8 protein-coding genes are annotated in these 19,193 nt (G+C 73.1%); 6 read left to right on the top strand and 2 right to left on the bottom strand.

From position 1 onward, the window contains the following. Nucleotides 1-102 precede the first annotated feature (102 nt). The 4 genes from ITX44_RS40505 (at nt 103) to ITX44_RS40490 (ending at nt 8,614) form a co-directional block, all read left to right on the top strand. Nucleotides 103-4,230, top strand: a complete 4,128-nt coding sequence (locus ITX44_RS40505; protein ID WP_205365239.1) for a non-ribosomal peptide synthetase — start codon at nt 103-105, stop codon at nt 4,228-4,230. 185 nt (nt 4,231-4,415) lie between these two features. Next, on the top strand, nt 4,416-5,459 hold the full coding sequence (locus ITX44_RS40500) for a methyltransferase (RefSeq protein ID WP_205365237.1): 1,044 nt from the start codon (nt 4,416-4,418) through the stop codon (nt 5,457-5,459). 10 nt (nt 5,460-5,469) lie between these two features. Further along, entirely contained in the window at nt 5,470-6,714 is a 1,245-nt protein-coding gene (locus ITX44_RS40495; protein ID WP_205365235.1) for a cytochrome P450, read from the top strand. A 1-nt stretch (nt 6,715) separates the two neighbouring features. Beyond that, nucleotides 6,716-8,614, top strand: coding sequence for an ABC transporter ATP-binding protein (locus ITX44_RS40490; RefSeq protein ID WP_205365233.1), 1,899 nt, complete (start codon nt 6,716-6,718; stop codon nt 8,612-8,614). A 14-nt stretch (nt 8,615-8,628) separates the two neighbouring features. Here ITX44_RS40490 and ITX44_RS40485 read toward each other — a convergent pair whose 3' ends face one another. Together ITX44_RS40485 and ITX44_RS40480 are read right to left on the bottom strand one after the other, a co-directional pair. Further along, nucleotides 8,629-9,432: an alpha/beta fold hydrolase gene (locus ITX44_RS40485; protein WP_205365231.1), complete on the bottom strand. Its 804-nt coding sequence runs from the start codon at nt 9,430-9,432 to the stop codon at nt 8,629-8,631. Nucleotides 9,433-9,518: 86 nt separating this feature from the next. After that, a complete protein-coding gene (locus tag ITX44_RS40480; RefSeq protein ID WP_205365229.1) occupies nt 9,519-10,967 on the bottom strand; it encodes an NAD(P)/FAD-dependent oxidoreductase in 1,449 nt (482 codons plus the stop codon). Nucleotides 10,968-11,232: 265 nt separating this feature from the next. Between ITX44_RS40480 and ITX44_RS42910 the strand changes: the two genes are divergently transcribed. Together ITX44_RS42910 and ITX44_RS40470 are read left to right on the top strand one after the other, a co-directional pair. After that, a complete protein-coding gene (locus ITX44_RS42910; protein ID WP_205365227.1) occupies nt 11,233-12,285 on the top strand; it encodes a TauD/TfdA family dioxygenase in 1,053 nt (350 codons plus the stop codon). A 16-nt stretch (nt 12,286-12,301) separates the two neighbouring features. Then, the coding region (locus ITX44_RS40470) for a non-ribosomal peptide synthetase (protein ID WP_205365225.1) at nt 12,302-19,193 on the top strand (6,892 nt) is incomplete at its 3' end.

Here is a 19,193-nt window from a genome sequence, read left to right as displayed (position 1 = left end):
GTGGCCCTGGAGGCGCTGCCCCTGACCGGCAACGGCAAGGTCGACCGTCGGGCGTTGCCGGATCCGGAGGTCACGGCCGGGCGTGGCCGTGGGCCGGAGTCGGTGCGTGAGGAGATCCTGTGCGCCGTGTTCGCCGAGGTGCTCGGGCTCGACACGGTCGGCGTGGAGGACAGCTTCTTCGACCTCGGCGGTCACTCGCTGCTCGCGGTGACCCTGGTCGAGCGGTTGCGGGTCCGGGGCGTCTCGGTCGATGTCCGCACGTTGTTCGCTGAGCCGACGCCGGCCCGGCTGGCCGTGGTGGCAGGCCGGGATCCGGTCGAGGTCCCGCCGTGCCTGATCCCGGACGAGGCGCACGAGATCACCGCCGAGATGGTGCCGCTGTCCGGGCTGACCACCGGGCAACTGGCCACCGTCGCCGCGGCCATCTCCGGGGGAGCGGCCAACATCGCCGACGTCTACCCCCTCGCCCCCCTGCAGGAGGGCATGCTCTTCCACCACCAGCTCGACGCTGCGGACGGTCAGGACCCCTACGTCCTGCGCCGGGTGCTGCGCTTCGCCTCCCGGGCGGCGGCGGGCGAGTTCCTGGCCGCCTGGCAGCGGGTCATCGAGCGGCACGACACCCTGCGCACCGGGATCCACGCCGACGGCCTGCCCTACCCGGTCCAGGTCGTGCGGCGCGCCGCCACCCTCGTGGTGACCGAGGTGGACACGGGCGCGGGCACCGGCGACGAGGCCGTCGCGCGGCTGCTCGCCGCGGCCGAGGAGCCCATGGACCTGACCCGGGCGCCCCTGGTCGACTTCTTCCTCGGGAGCGAGCCGGGCACCGAGCGGTGGTTGCTGGTCCTGCGCAACCACCACATCATCTTCGACCACACCACCGGTGACGTGCTGCTCGGCGAGGTCCAGGCGATCGTCGAGGGACGCACGGACCGGCTGCCGACCCCGTTGCCCTACCGTGAGTACGTCGGGCAGGCGCGGCTGGCGGTCTCCGCGCGCGAGCACGCCGACCACTTCGGTCGGCTGCTCGGCGGGGTCACGGAGCCGACCGCGCCGTACGGCGTCCTGGACGCCCGCAGCGGGCAGGTCGCCGAGACGCACCTGGAACTCCCGCCCGGCCTGTCCGAGCGGCTGCGCGAGCAGGGCCGCCGCCTGGGTGTCACCCCGGCCACGCTGTTCCACGTCATCTGGTCGCGGACACTGGCGGCGCTGTCCGGACGTGCGGACGTCGTCTTCGGCACCGTCCTCTTCGGACGGCTGCAGGCCGGGACCGGCGGCGACCGCGTACCCGGCCTGATGATCAACACCCTGCCGGTGTACGCGCACACCGCGGGCGTCTCCGTCGCCGACGCCGCCCGGTCCATGCGTACCCAGCTCTCCGAACTGCTCGTGCACGAGCACGCCTCGCTCGCGCTCGCGCAGCGGGCCAGCGGGGTGAGCGCGCCCGCTCCGCTGTTCACCTCGGTCCTCAATTACCGGTACGGCGGCGAGCGGCACGTGGAGCCCGGCGGCGAGATCCCCGACGGGCCGTTCGCGGAGCAGCTGGAGGCCCGGGAACGGACCACCTACCCGATCACCGCGGCGGTGGACGAGTTCGCCGACGGCGGGTTCGCGGTGATGGTGCAGGCGGTCGCGCCGATCGACACGGCCCTGACCGCGCGCCTGCTGCGCACCGCCACCGAGAACGTGGTGGAGGCCCTGGAACGCGCGCCGGGCACCGAGCTGGACGCCGTGCCCGTGTTCGCCGGGCCCGACCGGGATCAGGTGCTGCACGGCTGGAACGGCGCCGAGCGCCCGGTGCCCGAGACGACGCTGCCGGCCCTGTTCGCCGCCCGGGTGGCGGAGAACCCGGACGCGGTCGCCCTGGTGGCCGGTGACATCGAGCTCAGCTACGCGGACCTCGACGGCCGGGCGAACCGGCTGGCCCGCCGCCTGATCGCCCGGGGAGCGGACGTGGAGTCGCGGGTGGGCGTGCTGCTGGGGCGCTCCGTGGACCAGATCGTGGCCCTGCTCGCCGTGGTGAAGGCCGGCGCGGCGTACGTGCCGGTCGACCCGGGCTGGCCCGCGGCCCGTCGGCAAATGGTGCTGGCCGGCACCACCCTGCTGGTCACTGGCCCCGAGTTCGCCGTGGACGGGTACGGGAACGGCCCGACGGTCGTGGTGCCGGACGGCGACGGCGGCGGCGACCCGCTCGCGCCGCCGGTGACGGTGCCTCCGGACGCGCTGGCCTACGTGATGTACACGTCCGGGTCGACGGGCGTGCCCAAACCGGTCGGGATCAGCCACCGCGACGTCGTGCGGCTGATTCTCGACAGCGGCTGGGACCTGGACGGCTCCTCGGTGATGCTGACCCAGGCGCCGTACTCGTTCGACGGCTCCGTCTACGAGATCTGGGTGACGCTGGGCCGTGGCGGCCGGATGGTCCTGCTCGACCAGCCGGAGCCGGACGCGGCCGGGCTGCGGCGCATGGTCGCGGCCCACGGGCTGACCCACGTGCACCTGACCGCCGGGCTGTTCCGGGTGATCGCCGAGGAGGACCCCACCGCGTTCGCCGGGGTGCGGCACGTCCTGACCGGTGGCGACGTGGTGTCGGCGGGCGCGTTGTCCCGGCTGCTGTCCGCCGTCGCAGGCTTGACCGTGCAGGTGTCGTACGGGCCGACCGAGATGACGTTGTGCGTCACCCAGCAGTCGTTCACCGCCGCCGGCCAGGTGGGCGCGTCGGTGCCGCTGGGCCGGCCGCTGGACGGCACCCGCGCCTACGTCCTGGACGACCGGCTGCGGCCGGTGCCCGCCGGGGTGAGCGGCGAGCTGTACCTGACCGGGGCCGGCCTCGCCCGGGGCTATCTGGGGCAGCCGACCCGGACCGGCGAGCGGTTCGTGGCCGACCCGTTCACCCCGGGCGGCCGGCTCTACCGTACGGGCGACCTCGCGTGCTGGAACGGCGACGGGACGCTTCGCTTCGGCGGCCGGGCCGACGACCAGGTCAAGGTCCGCGGCTACCGGATCGAGCCGGGCGAGATCGAGGCGGTGCTGACCGGGCACGAGAGCGTCACGCATGCGGTCGTCGTCGCCCGCGGCGAGACCCTGGTGGCGTACGTCGTGCCGGCGCGGGCTGACACGTCGGCTCTGCGGGGGCTGTTGGCCGAGCGGCTGCCCGCCGCCTTCGTGCCGTCGGCGTTCGTGACCCTGGACGAGCTGCCGCTGACCCGGCACGGCAAGGTCGACCGCCGTGCGCTGCCCGATCCCGCGCACGCCACGGGCGACGGGCGGCGCTCGGCGGACACCGTCGGGCAGGACATCCTCTGCGCGCTCTTCGCCGAGGTGCTCGACCGCGAGACGGCCGGCCCCGACGACAGCTTCTTCGACCTCGGCGGCCACTCGCTGCTGGCCACCCGCCTCGTCGCCCGGATCCGGGCCGTCCTCGGCGTCGACGTCGGCCTGCGGGAGGTCTTCGCGGCGCCCACGCCCGCGGCGCTGCACGCCCGGATGGAGTTCTCGCCGTGGCAGCGCGAGCGGGACGGCGTGCTGCTACCGTTCCGGCCGCACGGCGAGCGGGCCCCGCTGTTCTGCGTGCACGCCGGCACCGGCACCGGCTGGGAGTACCTGGGACTGCTGCGCAGCATGCCGGCCGAATACCCGCTCTACAGCCTGCAGGCCCGGGGCATCGACGGCACGAGCGACGTCGCCACCTCCGTGACCGCGATGGCGGCCGACTACGTCGCGGCGATCCGCGCGGTCCAGCCAAACGGCCCCTACCACCTGCTCGGCTGGTCCTTCGGCGGCCTGGTCGCCCAGGAGATGGCGGTCCAGCTGCGGGAGGCCGGGGAAGACGTCGGGTCGCTCACCGTGATGGCAGCCGTGCCGCCGGCCCCGGAACCGCCCGAGGCCGAACAGCTGGCGCCGGCTCCGGAGGGGGAGACACCCCCGCCGGTCCCGGACGCCGACGAGATGCGCGGCGCGGGGATCTTCGCCGACATGACCGACGAGGAGTTCGCGAGCGTCGACCGGGTACGCCTGAACAACCTCGCCATCATGGAACGGCACCGGGCGCGCTCGTACGACGGAGAGCTGTTCTACGTCAACAGCATCGAGGACGAGCACGACCGGGCGCCTGCCATCTGGCGGACGATCGCGGCCGGCGGCGTACGGACGGTCAAGCTGCCCTGCCGGCACGAGGAGATGGAGCGGCCGGACATGCTCGCCCTGGTCTGGGCGGCCCTGGCGAAGTGGTGAGGACGGAACTTTTTCACCGGCGCCGGACCGTACGGTCCGGCGCCGGTCGGCGGTGCCGGAGTCTCCGGCCCGGCGCCGGGTTGAAAAGGTTCATTCGTAACGGTGGCTATTGCTCATCCTCGATCGGGCCGCCCGTTGCCATAGTCCATCGCGGGGAACGCCCGCTTCGCGAAGGGAACGTGCCGATGGACCACAGTGGCCAGTCCGACGAGGTCTACCGCCGTTTTCAGCTGATCGTCAACGGCCCGGCGCTGTTCAACGCCGTCGCGACCGGCGTCGAGCTGGGCGTGTTCGACCTGCTGTCCCGGCAGCCCGGCGCGACCGCCGCCGAGCTGGGCACCGTCACCGGCGTCGAGCCGCACAAGCTGCGGGTGCTGCTGCTCGGGCTGAGCGCCACCGGGCTGGTCGAGAGGCACGGGGACGGCTACGCCAACCACGAGGTCGCCGAGCGGCTGCTCGCGGCCGAGGGACCGGAGAGCTGGCGGCACATCCTGCTCAGCTGGAAGACCCTGTACTACCCGGCCTTCCACCGGATGACCGAGGCGCTGACCGCCGGCACCAACACCGGTATCGAGGCGCACACGGGCTCGGAACCCACCCTGTACGAACGCCTTGCCCACGACGCCGGGCTGGCCGAGATCTTCCACAACGCGATGTCGGCGTTCACCCTGCAGACGATGCCCGGCCTGCTCGGCAACCTCGACGTCTCGTCGACCCGGCACCTGCTCGACGTCGGCGGTGGCGCGGGCACCAACTGCGCCCACCTGCTCGCGGCGAACGACCATCTCACCGCCACCTTGCTGGACCTGCCCAACGTGGTTGACATGGCCAAGACCCAGCTGCCCGCCGACCTGGCCGGGCGCCTGGAGTTCTGCTCGTCGGACATGCTGACCGACCCGTTCCCCGCCGGCGCCGACCACGTGCTGTTCAGCCACGTGCTGGACACCGTCTCCGCCGAGCAGGGGATGACGCTGCTGGCCAAGGCACTGGACGTGCTGCCGTCGGGCGGGAAGGTCTCGATCTACGGCTTCAGCGCCGACGACGACGAGCGCGGTGGCATCTTGGCGGCCCGGCTGTCGCTCTACCTCAACATCCTGGCCACCGGCCGGGGGATGGCCTGGCCGGTCCGGGAGCTCGCCGGCTGGCTGCGCCAGGCCGGTTGCGTCGGCGTCGAGACCTTCCCCGGCCTGCCGTACGAGCACGCGCTGGTCGTCGGGACCAAGCCCTAGGGGGAGCCGGATGAACGACCGTGAGCCGCAATGGACGGCGGGGGGACCGGACATCGATCTCGCCGACCCCGCCTTCTACACCGGATGCGACTACCCGGCGGTGTGGCAGCAGGCCCGCCGCAGCCATCCGATCGCCTGGAGCCGGTCGGCGCGGGCCGGCGACTTCTGGTCGGTCACCACCCACGCGCTCGGCTCCCGCGTCGCCAAGCAGTCGGCGTTGTTCTCCTCGGCGCGGGGCATGCGCCTGGGCGCCGCCGAGGCCGGGGTGGGCGCGGCCGCGAACCGGATGCTCGTGGTCTCCGACAGCGACGCGCACCGGCGGATCAGATCCGCGCTGTCCGGCTGGTTCACCGGCCGGGCCGTGGCGGCGCTGCAGGACCGGCTCGCCGCACACGTCGACGAGCTGGTGCGCACGCTGGTCGAGCGCGGCACCCCGATCGACGTCCGCACCGAGCTGGCCGAGACGATACCCACCTGGGTGCTGTTCGAGATGCTGGACATCCCCGGGCCGGACCGGGCCGAGCTGGCCGGCCTCACCGGCGCCGCGTTCGACGAGACCGACCTGAGCGAGGCGGCGGCGGCGCGCCGGGCCGGGGCCCACGCCCAGATCTTCGGCTACTTCCACCAGCTGCTCCAGCGCCGCCGGGCCGCTCCGGGCAGCGACATCATCAGCTCGCTGGCGGTCGCCGACGGCGAGGGCAAGCGGCTCGACGACGTCGAGATCCTGCTCAACTGCAACGGGCTGATGAACGGCGGGCTCGAGACCACGCCGCACGCCGTCACCGGGGCCGTCCTCGCCTTCGCCCGCGACCCCCGCGCGTGGCGCCGACTGGCGGCCGAGCAGCGGCTGATCGACGGGGCGATCGACGAGATCCTGCGGGTGACCTCGCCCCCGATGCACATCATGCGGACCGCCACAGCGGACACCGAGCTCGGCGGCGCGACGATCCGCGCGCACGACCGCGTCGTGGTCTGGCTGCCGTCGTGCAACTGGGACGAGAGCGTCTTCGACGACCCGCGGACGCTGTCGCTGGACCGCCAGGGCGCCTCGCACCTGAGCTTCGGCGCGGGACCGCACTACTGCATCGGCGCGGTGCTGGCCCGGATGGAGCTGCGCTGCTGGTTGCGGGCGATGCTGCGGTACGTGGAGCGGATCGAGGTGACCGGCCCGGTGCGCCGCCAGGCCTCCACGTTCCTGCACGGCCTGAGCGAGCTCAAAGCCACGTTCGTCCCCGCGCACGGAAGGTCGGTCTGACATGGTGATGGTTGGTGGCCCGGCGCCCGTGCACCTGGCCGGCCCCGGACCGGGCGGGCCCCCGCAGCGGGTACGGCCCGGCACGTTCCGGCGCGTCCTGCCCTACCTGCGCCCCTATCGCGGGTCGCTGGTGGTCCTGAGCCTCAGCACGGCCGTGAGCGCGGCGATCACGGCGCTGAGCCCGCTGCTGCTCATGGTGATCATCGACCGGGGAGTGCTGCCTCGGCATCTCTCGGTGGTCGTGTGGGCGGCGCTGGGTGTGTTCGGCCTGGCGGCGGCGGACGCGGCGATGAGCCTGGTGACGGCCCGCTCGTCCGGCCGGGTCGGTCAGGGACTGGTCTGCGACCTGCGGATCGAGGTGTTCGACCACGTCCGCCGGCAGCCGCTCGCGTTCTTCACCCACGCGCAGACCGGATCCCTGGTCAGCCGCCTGAACACCGACGTCATCGGCGCCCAGCAGGCCGTCACCCTGCTGCTGTCGGAGACCGTCTCGCTGTCGCTCACCCTGATCTTCACCCTGGTGACGATGTTCCTGCTGTCGTGGCAGATCACCCTGCTGGCGCTGCTGGTCGTGCCGCTGACGATGCTGCCGGGCCGGCTGTTCGGCCGGCGGATGCAGACACTCGTGCGGCAGGGCATGCAGCGCGACGCAGACCTCGGCGCGATGCTCAACGAGCGGTTCAACGTCGCCGGGGCGATGCTGTCCAAGCTCTATGGCCGGCCCCGGGAGGAGTCGGTCGCCTTCGCCGCACGCGCCGGCGGGGTCCGCGACATCTACACCACCATCCAGGTGTACGGGCGGGCACTGGCCTGCGTCGGCGCGCTGGTCATCGGCGCCGCCACCGCCCTGGTCTACGGCGTCGGCGGCTACCTCGTCATCGACGGCGGGCTCGAGCTCGGCGGCCTGGTCGCGATGGGCACCCTGCTGCTGCGGCTGTTCGCCCCGGCCAACGGCCTGTCCAACATCCAGGTCCACTTCATGACCGCCCTGGTCAGCTTTGACCGGATCTTCGAGCTGCTCGACCTGCGGCCGCTGGTCGTCGAGCGCCCGGACGCCCGCGATTTCCCCGCCCCGCTGCCAGCCGCGCGGGGCGGGCTCGACATCGAGTTCGACGACGTCGTCTTCGGCTATCCGAGCGCGCGGGAGTCCTCGGTCGCGTCGCTGGAGGTCATGGCCCCGCCCGGCGGCTCCGGGCGGGACGAACGGGGCGGGCCGATCCTCAACGGCATCACCTTCGTCGCCCCCGCCGGGCGGATGACCGCGCTGGTCGGGCCGTCCGGCGCGGGCAAGACCACCATCACCACCCTGGTGCCCCGCCTCTACGACCCGCTCGGCGGCGCCGTCCGGATCGCCGGCGTCGACCTGCGCGAGCTGCGGCTGCAGGCGGTCCAGGACGTGGTCGGCGTGGTCAGCCAGGACGCGCACCTGTTCCACGACACGATCCGCGCGAACCTGCTCTACGCGCGCCCCGGCGCCTCCGAGCGGGAGATCGTCGAGGCCTGCACGGCGGCCCGGATCTGGGAGACCGTCGAGGCACTCCCGCAGGGGCTCGACACCGTGGTGGGCGACCGGGGTCACCGGCTCTCGGGTGGCGAGAAGCAGCGCATCGCGCTCGCCCGGCTGCTGCTCAAGGCTCCGCCGGTGGTGGTGCTCGACGAGGCCACGGCGCACCTGGACTCCGCCTCGGAGGCCGCCGTCCAGCAGGCCCTTCGGACCGCGCTGACCGGCCGGACATCGCTGGTCATCGCCCACCGGTTGTCGACGATCCGCGAGGCCGACCAGATCCTCTACGTGGACAAGGGCGAAATCCACGAGCGCGGCACCCACGACGAGCTGCTGGCCGCGAACGGCCGCTACGCCGAGCTGTACCGCAAACAGTTCGCGACCCAACTCGGTTAGTGCTTCTCGCTCGGTCAGTGCTTCTCCAGGAACGCCGAGATCAGCTCGTTGACCTCGGCCGGGCGCTCCAGGATGCCGAGGTGGCCGGCCCCGGCCACCTCGGCGTAGTCGCAGTCCGGGATGGCCTCGGCGACCTCGGCGCCCAGGTGCGGCGGCGTCATCAGGTCGTCGGTGAACGCGATCACCCGGCACGGCACCGTGACCGTGCGCAGCAGCGCGCGCCGGTCGGATTCCAGGTCGACCCAGGCCTGGCCGGCGGCCCGCTTCTCCCGGTCGCCGGCCAGCTCGAACACGTCGAGCCAGGTCGACATGGCGTCGTCGTCGTTCAGCGTGGCCGGCGACAGCATCTGGCAGACGTCCACGACGGCCTCGTACTCCGGCGGCAGCCGCACGTCGCTCTCGGCCAGCGCGCGTTCGGCCCGGCGCAGGGCCGCGCGCATCACGTCGGCGCGTCCGCGGGTGGCGATCAGGACGGCGCTGCGTACCGTCTCGGGGTGGTGCAGGGCCAGTTCCTGGGCGACCAGGGCGCCCAGCGACATGCCGACCAGGTGGCAGCGCCCGAGGCCGAGGCCGTCGATCAGGCCCTTGGTGTCGGCCAGCAGGTCGTCCAGGCGGTACCGGCCGGGCGGCGTGTCGGAGGGCGCGATGCCCCGGTTGTCGAAGGTGATGCATTCGTAGCCGAGCCGAACCAGCGCCGGCGTCTGGTGCATCGTCCACATCCGGCCGCTCGCGCCCGAGCCCATGATGAACAGCACGGGATCACCACTGCCCGCGCGCTGATAGCTGAGCTGGATCCCGTTGGTCCCAATCATCGGCATGATGCGGGCTGCCTTCCTCGCTGGTCCGGTCGAGCAGGGTGAACGTTGCCGCCCGGCCGCGCCCCGCTCATCGGCGAACGCCGTCGTTACGCCGGGCTGGCGGCCGGCTCGGTCAGGCCGCTGCGGCCGACGCCCAGGCTGCCGCGCTCCATCCGGATCCGCAGGCCGTCGACGACGGCGAAGTGATTGCTGCCGCGCTTCTGGCGGTCCTCGGCGTCGTGCTCCAGCCGCACGATGTCGTCGCTGCCCGGCAGGCCGTGCAGTTCGAGCGCGATGTCGGTGGTGTAGCGCATCGCCTTGTCGAGCAGCTCCCGATCGATCTCCGAGGAGTTGAGGTCGACGTTGCCGGACACCACCGGCTGGATGAGGTCGAAGGCGAGCTGGAAGTTCTCGCTGGTCACGCCGGGCAGCACGATGTTCTCCTGGTCGTGCAGCTGCCGGTAGAAACCGGCGACCGTGATGATCAGCCGGGTGTAGGCCTTCGACAGGCACCGGTGGTGGAACCGTTCCAGCTCGTCCGCGCTCAGCTCACCCTTGATCTCGGCGCAGATGGTCGCCGAGGCACTCAACGCGCCCAGGAAGGCCATGTGCACGCCGGTGGAGAAGAGCGGGTCGATGAACCCGGCGGCGTCCCCGATCAGCCGGTACCCGGGACCCGCGTAGCTGTCGGCGAAGTACGAGTAGTCGCGCCAGACGCGGACCTTGTCCACCCGCTCGCCGTCGCGCACCATCGCGGTGATGTCCGGGGAGCAGGCCAGCGCCCGCTCGAAGACCGCCTCCGGCGAGCTGTCGTCCTCCCTCAACCGCAGGAACGCCTCGCGGTGCATCACGACGCCGACGCTGAGCCGGCCGTCGGCCAGGGGGATCGCCCACGTCCAGCCGGTCCCGTCGGTGAGCGCCTCCATGAAGAAGGCGCCGACGCGCTCCACCCCGTCCTTGTCCCGGTACGGCGTGGCGCCGCGGAAGTAGCTGCCGACCGCGACGTTGGCGAACGCCTCCTCGGCCCGGCGGTTCTTCAGATACCGCGAGGACATCAGCCCGCTCTGACCGCTGGCGTCGACCAGATGGTCGAAGCCGATCGTGTGCGTGGACCCGTCCGGCAACCGCAGCTCGGCGCGCGCCGGCCGACCGTCGTCGAACCCGATCGCGGTGGCGGCGGTCTCCTCGTACACGTGGGCGCCGCAGTCGGCGGCGTGCCGCAGCATGATGTGGTCGAACTCGGCGCGGTCCACCTGATAACTGTGCTTGTAGCGGCTGCGCTGCCGGAAATCGACATGCCCCGGATCCTGCGCGCGTTTGACCCGGAAAAAGCCGTCGTATTTCTTGAGGAAACCGTGCTCCTCCACTTTCGGCAGCGCGCCCACGAAATCGAGCAACGGAATCGCCGAAGTGATCAGGGATTCACCGATGTGGAATCGTGGGAACCGTTCCTTCTCGACGACCGTCACGTCGACCCCCTCGCGGGCCAGCAGGGACGCGGCCATCGAGCCGGCCGGGCCGCCGCCGATCACCAGGACCGCGGTTTCGGTTCGCACGTCGCTACCTCCTTGAAAGAAAAGTGCTCATTGGGCGCGCGCGGCCGGGCCGACGTCATGCAAGCACCGCCGGACAATCCGAGTCAAGGTTTGCGGCCGGCCCTCGGTGTAACGGCGGAAAACCCCGGCCGGGCCCGATTTCCGGGGTCTTCGCGTCGGCCGCGCGTAACGACGGGGCGCGTAACGACGGATAGTCCCGATGCCCGGACGGCCCGCACCCCCGGACACTGCAAGCCGGTTCCCTCTCAGGTAGGCGAGGAGCGCTGTGGACGGCACCGAGACGACGGCCACCTTCGCGGCCGAGGACCTTCCGGCCGGCGGCCATCCGGACCTCGTCGCCGTACGGGACGAGGACGCGGCCACGATCCGGCGGCTCGCCGCCGAGCTGGCCGTCGGCCACCCCGCGCAGCTGACCGCCGAGCCGGACCGGCGCTTCGACGACGCCGCGTTCCTCACCGCGGTCGAGAGCTCGGCCCGGCGGATGAGCCACCGGCTGCTGGAGCGGCTCGTCGGCTTCCGGCTCGCCGGCAGCTCCTCCGGCGGCCTGGTGCTGCGCGGCCTGCCGCTGGATCCGGCGCTGCCCCCGACCCCGGCCGACGGCTCCTACCGAGGCCCGGTGAGCGACCTGTTCGTCAGCTCGGTCACCCAGCTGATGGTCATGAGCGTGCTCGGCGGCGTCGTCGCCTACGCCGACGAGAAGGACGGCCGGCTGATCCAGGACGTCTGCCCGGTGCCCGGCGCCGAGACCCGCCAGGAGAACACCGGCAGCACCCTGCTGGAACTGCACACCGAGGACGGCTTCCACCCGAGCAAGCCCGACTTCATGAGCCTGTACTGCCTGCGCGGCGACCCCCGCGACGAGGCCCGTACGGTGGTCGGCGCGGTGGCGCGGGTGCTGCCCGGCCTGAGCGAGCGGTGCCGGGCCGCCCTGCGCGAGCCGCAGTTCCGGATCCGGCTCTCGTCCTCGTTCACCGGCGGGGGACCGGCACGCTGGTCGGCGCCGTTGCCGGTGCTCTCCGGCGCCGCCGTCGATCCCGAGGTCTGCCTCGACCTGCACGCCATGGCCGGGCTGACCGCCGAGGGCGACGAGGCGCTGCGGGAGCTGGCCGCCCTCATGACCCGCAGCCTGCTCGCCGTCGCCCTGCGGCCCGGCGACCTCCTGATCGTCGACAACCGCCAGGCCGTGCACGGGAGGACGGCCTTCCGGCCCGGCTACGACGGCGCCGACCGCTGGCTGCGCCGCTGCTACGCGATCACCGACCTCTGGCGGTCCCGCGGCACCCGGTTCCCGGGCTCGCGGGTACACCGGCCGCTGTGAGAAGAGGGCTGTTCCTGTGATTCCCGCATCGTTCGCCCAGCAGCGTCTGTGGTTCCTCGACCGGTTCGGGGGTCCGGGGGAGACCTACACCATCCCCGTCCAGGTCCGGCTGACCGGGCCGCTGGACCTCGGCGCGCTGCGGGCGGCCCTGGGCGACCTGACCGCCCGGCACGAGAGCCTGCGGACGCTGCTGCCGGCCGTCGACGGGCAGCCGTACCAGCTGATCGTCGAGGCGGCGCAGGCCGCGCCGGTGCTGGACGTCGTCGAGGCCGGCGAGGACGAGCTGCCCGAGGCCGTCACCGAGGCCCGGCTGCGCCCCTTCGACCTGGCAACGGACCTGCCGTTGCGGGCGACCGTGTTCGCGCTCGGTCCCAGGCGCTGGGAACTGCTGCTGGTCGTGCACCACGTGGCCGCCGACGAGTGGTCGATGGGCCCGCTCTGGCGGGACCTGGCCTCGGCGTACGAGGCCCGGCTGAACGGCCGTGCACCGCAATGGACTCCGCTGCCGGTCCAGTACGCCGACTACACCCTGTGGCAGCGGGAACTGCTCGGGTCCGCGGACGAACCGAGCGAGCTGCTCACCGAGCAGGTGGAGTACTGGCGGGCGGCGCTGGACGGCGCCCCTCCCGAACTGGCGCTACCGGTCGACCGGCAACGCCCGCCGGAGCCCGGCTACCGCGGCGGCGTCGTCACCACGACGGTGCCCGCCGAGGTCCACGCCCGATTGACCCGGCTGGCCCGTACATACGGGATGACGGTTTTCATGGTCCTGCACGCCGCCGTGGCCGCGCTGTTGTCACGGCTGGGCTCGGGAGACGACATCGTGCTCGGCAGTCCGGTGGCCGGCCGCACCGACGAGTCCCTGGACGACCTCGTCGGGTTCTTCGTCAACACCCTGGTCCTGCGCACCGACCTGACCGGCGATCCGGACTTCGCCGAGGTGCTGCAACGGGTACGCGCGACCGCCATGGACGCCTTCGACCACCAGGACGTGCCGTTCGAGCGGCTGGTCGAGCAGCTGGCGCCGGACCGGTCGATGAGCCGGCACCCGGTGTTCCAGGTGATGCTGACGACGCAGAGCGCTCTGGCCCCCGAGTTCGGCCTCGCGGGCCTGACCGTACGGCCCGTACCGCCCGAGGTGGAGACGGCGAAGTTCGACCTGCAGCTGTCCTTCGCGGAGACGTTCACCCCGGACGGCGAACCGGCCGGGCTGGACGCCGGTGTCCTGTACTCGGCCGACCTGTTCGACCGGGCCACCGCCGAGGCCCTGGCCCGCCGGCTCGTCCGGGTGCTGGAGCAGGTGACGGCCGACCCGTCGGTGCGGGTGACCCGGCTGGAGGTCACCGAGCCGGCCGAGCGGCACCTGATGGCCGTGTGGAACACCCCGGAGATCTCGCTGCCGGCGGCCACGGTGCCCGAGCTGTTCGCCGCCCGCGCGCCGTCGGACGAGGTGGCGCTCGTCGCCGGCGGCGCGCGGATGTCCTACCGGGAGCTGGACGGCCGGTCGAACCACCTGGCACGGCGGCTGGCCGAGCACGGCGCCGGACCGGAGACCCGGGTCGCGGTGCTGATGGACCGCTCGGCGGAGGCCGTGGTGGCGCTGCTGGCGGTGCTGAAGGCCGGCGCGGCATACGTGCCGGTGGATCCCGGCTATCCGGCCGAGCGCATTGACTGGCTGCTCGCTGACGCCGGGGTGCGGATGGTGCTGGCCGACGCCCGCACCCAGTCGCGGCTGACCGGCCACCTGGTGCTGCGCGCCGACGAGCCCGGTACGGATCCCCGCCCGCTGCCGCCGCTCGCCCGCCCGCAGAACGCGGCGTACGTCATGTACACCTCGGGCTCGACCGGCACGCCCAAGGGGGTGGTGGTGCCGCACGCGAGCCTGTCCGGCCTGCTCGCCTCGCTGCAGCACCGGTACGCGCTGAGCCCGGCCGACCGGGTGCTGCTGAAGTCGCCGCTGGTGTTCGACGTGTCGGTGTGGGAGGTCTTCTGGCCCCTGACCGAGGGCGCGACCGTGGTGGTCGCCGAGCCCGGTGGCCACCGTGACCCCGCGTACCTGGCCGACCTGATCGCGCGCGAGCGGGTCTCGGTGCTGCAGTTCGTGCCGTCGATGCTGGCCGCCTTCGCCGACGAGGGACGGCTGGTGCCCGGCGTACGGCTGCTCTGCTGCGCGGGCGAGGCGCTGCCGGCGTCGTTGCGGGATACGGCCCAGGCGTTGTTCGGCGTGCCCGTGCACAACCAGTACGGTCCGACCGAGGCGACCGTCCTGACCACGGTGTGGCAGTGCGATCCGGAGACGGACGGGGCGCTCGTCCCGATCGGCCGGCCGCTGCCGCACGCGCGGGCGTCCGTGCTGGACGAGTCGCTGCGGCCGGTGCCGATCGGGGTGCCGGGCGAGTTGTATGTGTCCGGCAGCGCGGTCGCCCGCGGCTACCACGGCCGGGCGGCGCTGACCGCGCATCGGTTCGTCGCCGATCCCGCGACTCCGGGCGGCCGGCTGTACCGCACCGGCGACATGGTCCGCCGGAGCCGGACGGGCGTCCTGCACTATCTGGGCCGTGCCGACGAGCAGGTGAAGATCCGCGGCCACCGGATCGAGCCGGGCGAGATCGAGTCGGTCATCGCCGCCGAGCCGGGAGTCGCCCAGGTGGCGGTCGTGGCCCGCGAGGACACCCCGGGTGGCCGGCGGCTGGTCGCGTACGTCGTGGCCGGCGATGGCGATGTGTCCCACTTGCGGGCCGCGGTGAGCCGGCGGCTGCCGGGCCATCTCGTGCCCTCGGCCTTCGTCGCTCTCGACGCGCTGCCGGTGACGGTCAACGGAAAGCTCGACCGCCGCGCGTTGCCCGCACCGCGCTACACCGGCACCATCGGCACCTGGCGCGGGCCGCGCACCGTCCGCGAGGAGATTCTCTGCGCGGTCTACGCCGACGTCCTCGGTATCGGGCCGGTCGGCATCGACGACAGCTTCTTCGACCTCGGCGGCCACTCGCTGCTGGCCACCCGCCTCATCGCCCGGATCCGGACGGCGCTCGGCGCCGAGATCGGGCTCCGGGACGTCTTCGCCGACCCGACGGTGGCCGGCCTCGCCGCGCGCCTGGACAGCGCCGGTCCCGCGCGGGACGGGGTCACCGTGGTCGTACGCCCGGAGCCGATGCCGTTGTCGTACGCGCAGCAGCGGCTCTGGTTCCTCAGCCAGCTGCACGGGCCGAACGCCGTCTACGACATCGAGCTCGTACTGCGGCTGACCGGCGCCCTCGACGTACCGGCGCTGCGGGCCGCCCTGCGTGACCTGGTGACCCGGCACGAGAGCCTGCGTACTCGGTCGGTGCCGGGTGACGGTGAGCCGTACGCCGAGGTGCTCGAGCCCGCCGAAGTGCTGGCCCCGGCCCCCGAATCGCAGGCTCGGCATTTCGACCTGTCCGTGGACCGCCCGATCCGGGCGTCGCTGGTCGCCGAGGCCGCCGACCGCTGGGTGCTGACGATCGTCGTGCACCACATCGCGGCCGACGGATGGTCGGTCGGCCCGCTGTGGCGCGACCTGTCCGTCGCCTACGCGGCCCGGGTGGCCGGCCAGGAGCCGCGTTGGCGACCGCTACCGGTCCAGTACGCCGACTACGTGCTCTGGCAGCGCGCGCTGCTGGGCGACGTCGGCGACACCCAAATGGACTTCTGGCGGCGGACCCTTACCGGCGCGCCGCCGGAGCTGGCACTGCCGTTCGACCGCCCGCGACCGCCCGCCGCCTCGTACCGGGGTGGCGTGGCCGGCCTGACCGTGCCGGCGGAGCTGCACACCCGGCTGCGTGATCTCGCCCGCGATCGTCAGGTGACCCTGTTCATGGTGCTGCACGCGGCGGTGGCGGCGCTGCTGTCGCGGCTCGGCGCGGGGCGTGACGTGGTGATCGGCACGGCGGTGGCCGGCCGCACCGACGAGGCCCTGAACGACCTGATCGGCCTGTTCGTCAACACGCTCGTGCTGCGGACGGACGTCCCCGGCGACGCGTCCTTCGCCGAGGTGGTGGCCCGGACCCGGGAAGCGGGCCTGGTCGCGCTGGCCCACCAGGACGTGCCGTTCGAGCGGCTGGTGGAGGAGCTGGCACCGCACCGCTCGCTCGGCCGGCACCCGCTGTTCCAGGTGATGCTGACCGTGCAGCGGGCCGGTGCGGATGTGCCCCGGCTGAGTGGCGTCGAGGTCGAGGCGGTCACCGGTGGGCCGGCCGTCGCCAAGTTCGACCTCGACTTCTCCCTCGTCGAACGGTTCACCGCCGACGGCGAGCCCGCCGGGATCACCGGCGGCGTGGTCTACGCGGCCGACCTGTTCGACGCCGGCACCGCGACGGGCCTGGCCGACCGGCTGCTGCGGATCCTGGCCGCGGTGGCCGCCGACCCGGCCGTACGGGTCGATGCCCTGCCGATCCTTTCTTCGGCCGAACATCGGCGGATCACGGTGGCCTGGAACGACACCGCCACGGCCGGGCCGCCGGCAACCGTTCCGGAGCTGTTCGCTGCGCAGGCCGCCCGCACGCCACAGGCCCCGGCGCTGGTGTCGGCGGCCGGTTCGCTCTCGTACGCCGAGCTGGACTCCCGGTCCGACCGGCTCGCCGGCCTGCTGGCCGCCACCGGGATCGGCCCGGAGTCACGGGTGGCCGTCCTGATGCGACGGTCCACCGACCTCGTCGCCGTCCTGCTGGCCGTGCTGAAGACCGGCGGCGCCTACGTCCCGGTGGACCCGGACTACCCGCCCTCGCGGGTGCGCTTCGTGCTCGACGACGCCGACGCCGCATGCGTGGTGCTCGACAAGTGGTCGGCCGGCACCGACGTGGGCGGGCGCCCCGTACTGCTCGCCGACGACGTGCCGGACGCGCCCGCCGGCCCGCTACCGGCGCGGGCGACCGGCCGGAACGCGGCGTACGTCATGTACACCTCCGGCTCGACCGGCACGCCCAAGGGTGTCGTCGTGACTCATGCCAACCTGGCGAACCTGCTCACCTGGATGCAGCACCGGTACGGCCTCACCCCGGCCGACCGGGTCCTGCTGAAGACCCCGGCGGTCTTCGACGTGTCGCTGTGGGAGCTGTTCTGGCCGCTGCTGCACGGCGCGACGACGGTGGTGGCGGAGCCGGACGGGCACCGTGATCCGCTCTACCTCGCCGAACTCATCGTCCGCGAGCGGGTCTCGGTGCTGCAGTTCGTGCCGTCGATGCTGTCCGCCTTCCTCCAGGCGGTGACCGCGGCCGGGCTGACCTGCCGCGGTCCCCGATGGGTCTTCTGCATCGGCGAGGCGCTGCAGACGGCCGAACGCGACGCGGCGTACGCGGTGTTCGGCGTCCCGGTCCAGAACCAGTACGGACCGACCGAGACCACGGTGCTGTCCACGCACCGGGAGAGCGGCCCGGACACCGACGGCGACATGGTCCCGATCGGCGTCCCGATCGCCGGCACCCGGGTGTACGTGCTGGACGACCGGCTCCGCCCGGTGCCCCCGGGCGTCGCGGGCGAGCTGTACATCGCCGGTGCCGGAGTCGCCCGCGGCTACTTGGGCCGGCCGGCGCTGACCGGGCACCGCTTCGTGGCCGACCCGTACGGCCCCGGCCGGCTGTACCGCACGGGTGACGTCGTCCGGTGGCGCCACGACGGCGTGCTGCTGTTCCTGGGCCGCGCCGACGACCAGGTGAAGATCCGCGGCTTCCGGGTCGAGCCGGGCGAGGTCCAGGCCCTGCTGGCCGGGCACGACTCGGTCACCCGGGCCGCGGTCGTGGTCCGTGAGGACACCCCCGGCGACCAGCGGCTGGTCGCCTACGTGGTGGGCGGCGACGGGCCGGCCCTGCGGGAGTACGCGGCCGCCCGCCTGCCGGAGCACCTGGTGCCATCGGCCGTCGTGGTCATGGACGCGCTGCCGCTGACCGTCAACGGCAAACTGGACCGGCGGGCGCTGCCCCCGCCGCCCGACCACACCACGGTCACCCGCGGTCCCCGCGATCTGCGCGAGGAACTGCTGGGCGCGGTGTTCGCCGAGGTGCTCGGCCGCGACGCGGTCGGCGTCGACGACAGCTTCTTCGACCTCGGCGGCCACTCGCTGCTCGCCACCCGCCTGGTGGCCCGGATCCGCACCGCTCTCGGCACCGAGGTGAGCCTGCGCGACGTGTTCGACGCGCCCACCGTCGCCCTCCTCGCCGGCCGTCTCGGCGCGTCGGGCCCGGCCCGCCCGGCGATCGGCACACGATCCCGGCCCGGCTTGATTCCCCTGTCGTACGCCCAGCAGCGGCTGTGGTTCCTCGGACGGCTGGAGGGGCCCTCCCCGACCTACAACATCCCGCTGGCGGTACGCCTGACCGGCCCGCTCGACGTCGGCGCGCTCCGGGCCGCGGCCGGGGACCTGCTGGCCCGGCACGAGATCCTGCGGACCCGGATCGGCACGACCGGCGGGCAGCCGTACCAGCTGATCCTCGACGACCCCGAACCCGCCGTCACCGTACGACGGGTGCCCGGGAGCGGCCTGCGGGCAGCGGTGGCCGAGGAGGTGGCGTACCCGTTCGACCTCGCCGTGGACCTGCCGCTGCGGATGACCGTGCTCGCGACCGACGACGAGTGGGTGCTGGTCGTGGTCCTGCACCACATCGCCGGTGACGGTGCCTCCATGGGGCCGTTGTGGGGTGATCTGGCCTTCGCGTACGAGGCCCGGCTGGCCGGTCGGCCGCCGGCCTGGAAGCCACTGCCCGTCCAGTACGCGGACTACGCCCTGTGGCAACGAGATCAGCTCGGCGAGGTGCTGAATGACCAGCTCGCTTATTGGCGTGCGCGGTTGGCGGGTGCGCCGGTGGAGTTGGCGTTGGCGACGGATCGTCCTCGGCCGGCGCGGGCGGGGCATGTGGGGGGTGTGGTGCCGTTGGTGGTTTCGCCGGAGTTGCATG

The organism is Actinacidiphila acididurans (assembly GCF_016918855.1).
Taxonomy (GTDB): domain Bacteria; phylum Actinomycetota; class Actinomycetes; order Streptomycetales; family Streptomycetaceae; genus Actinacidiphila; species Actinacidiphila acididurans.
The sequence above is the reverse complement of the archived record's forward strand: the minus strand, read 5'-3'. Positions and strand labels throughout refer to the sequence as shown.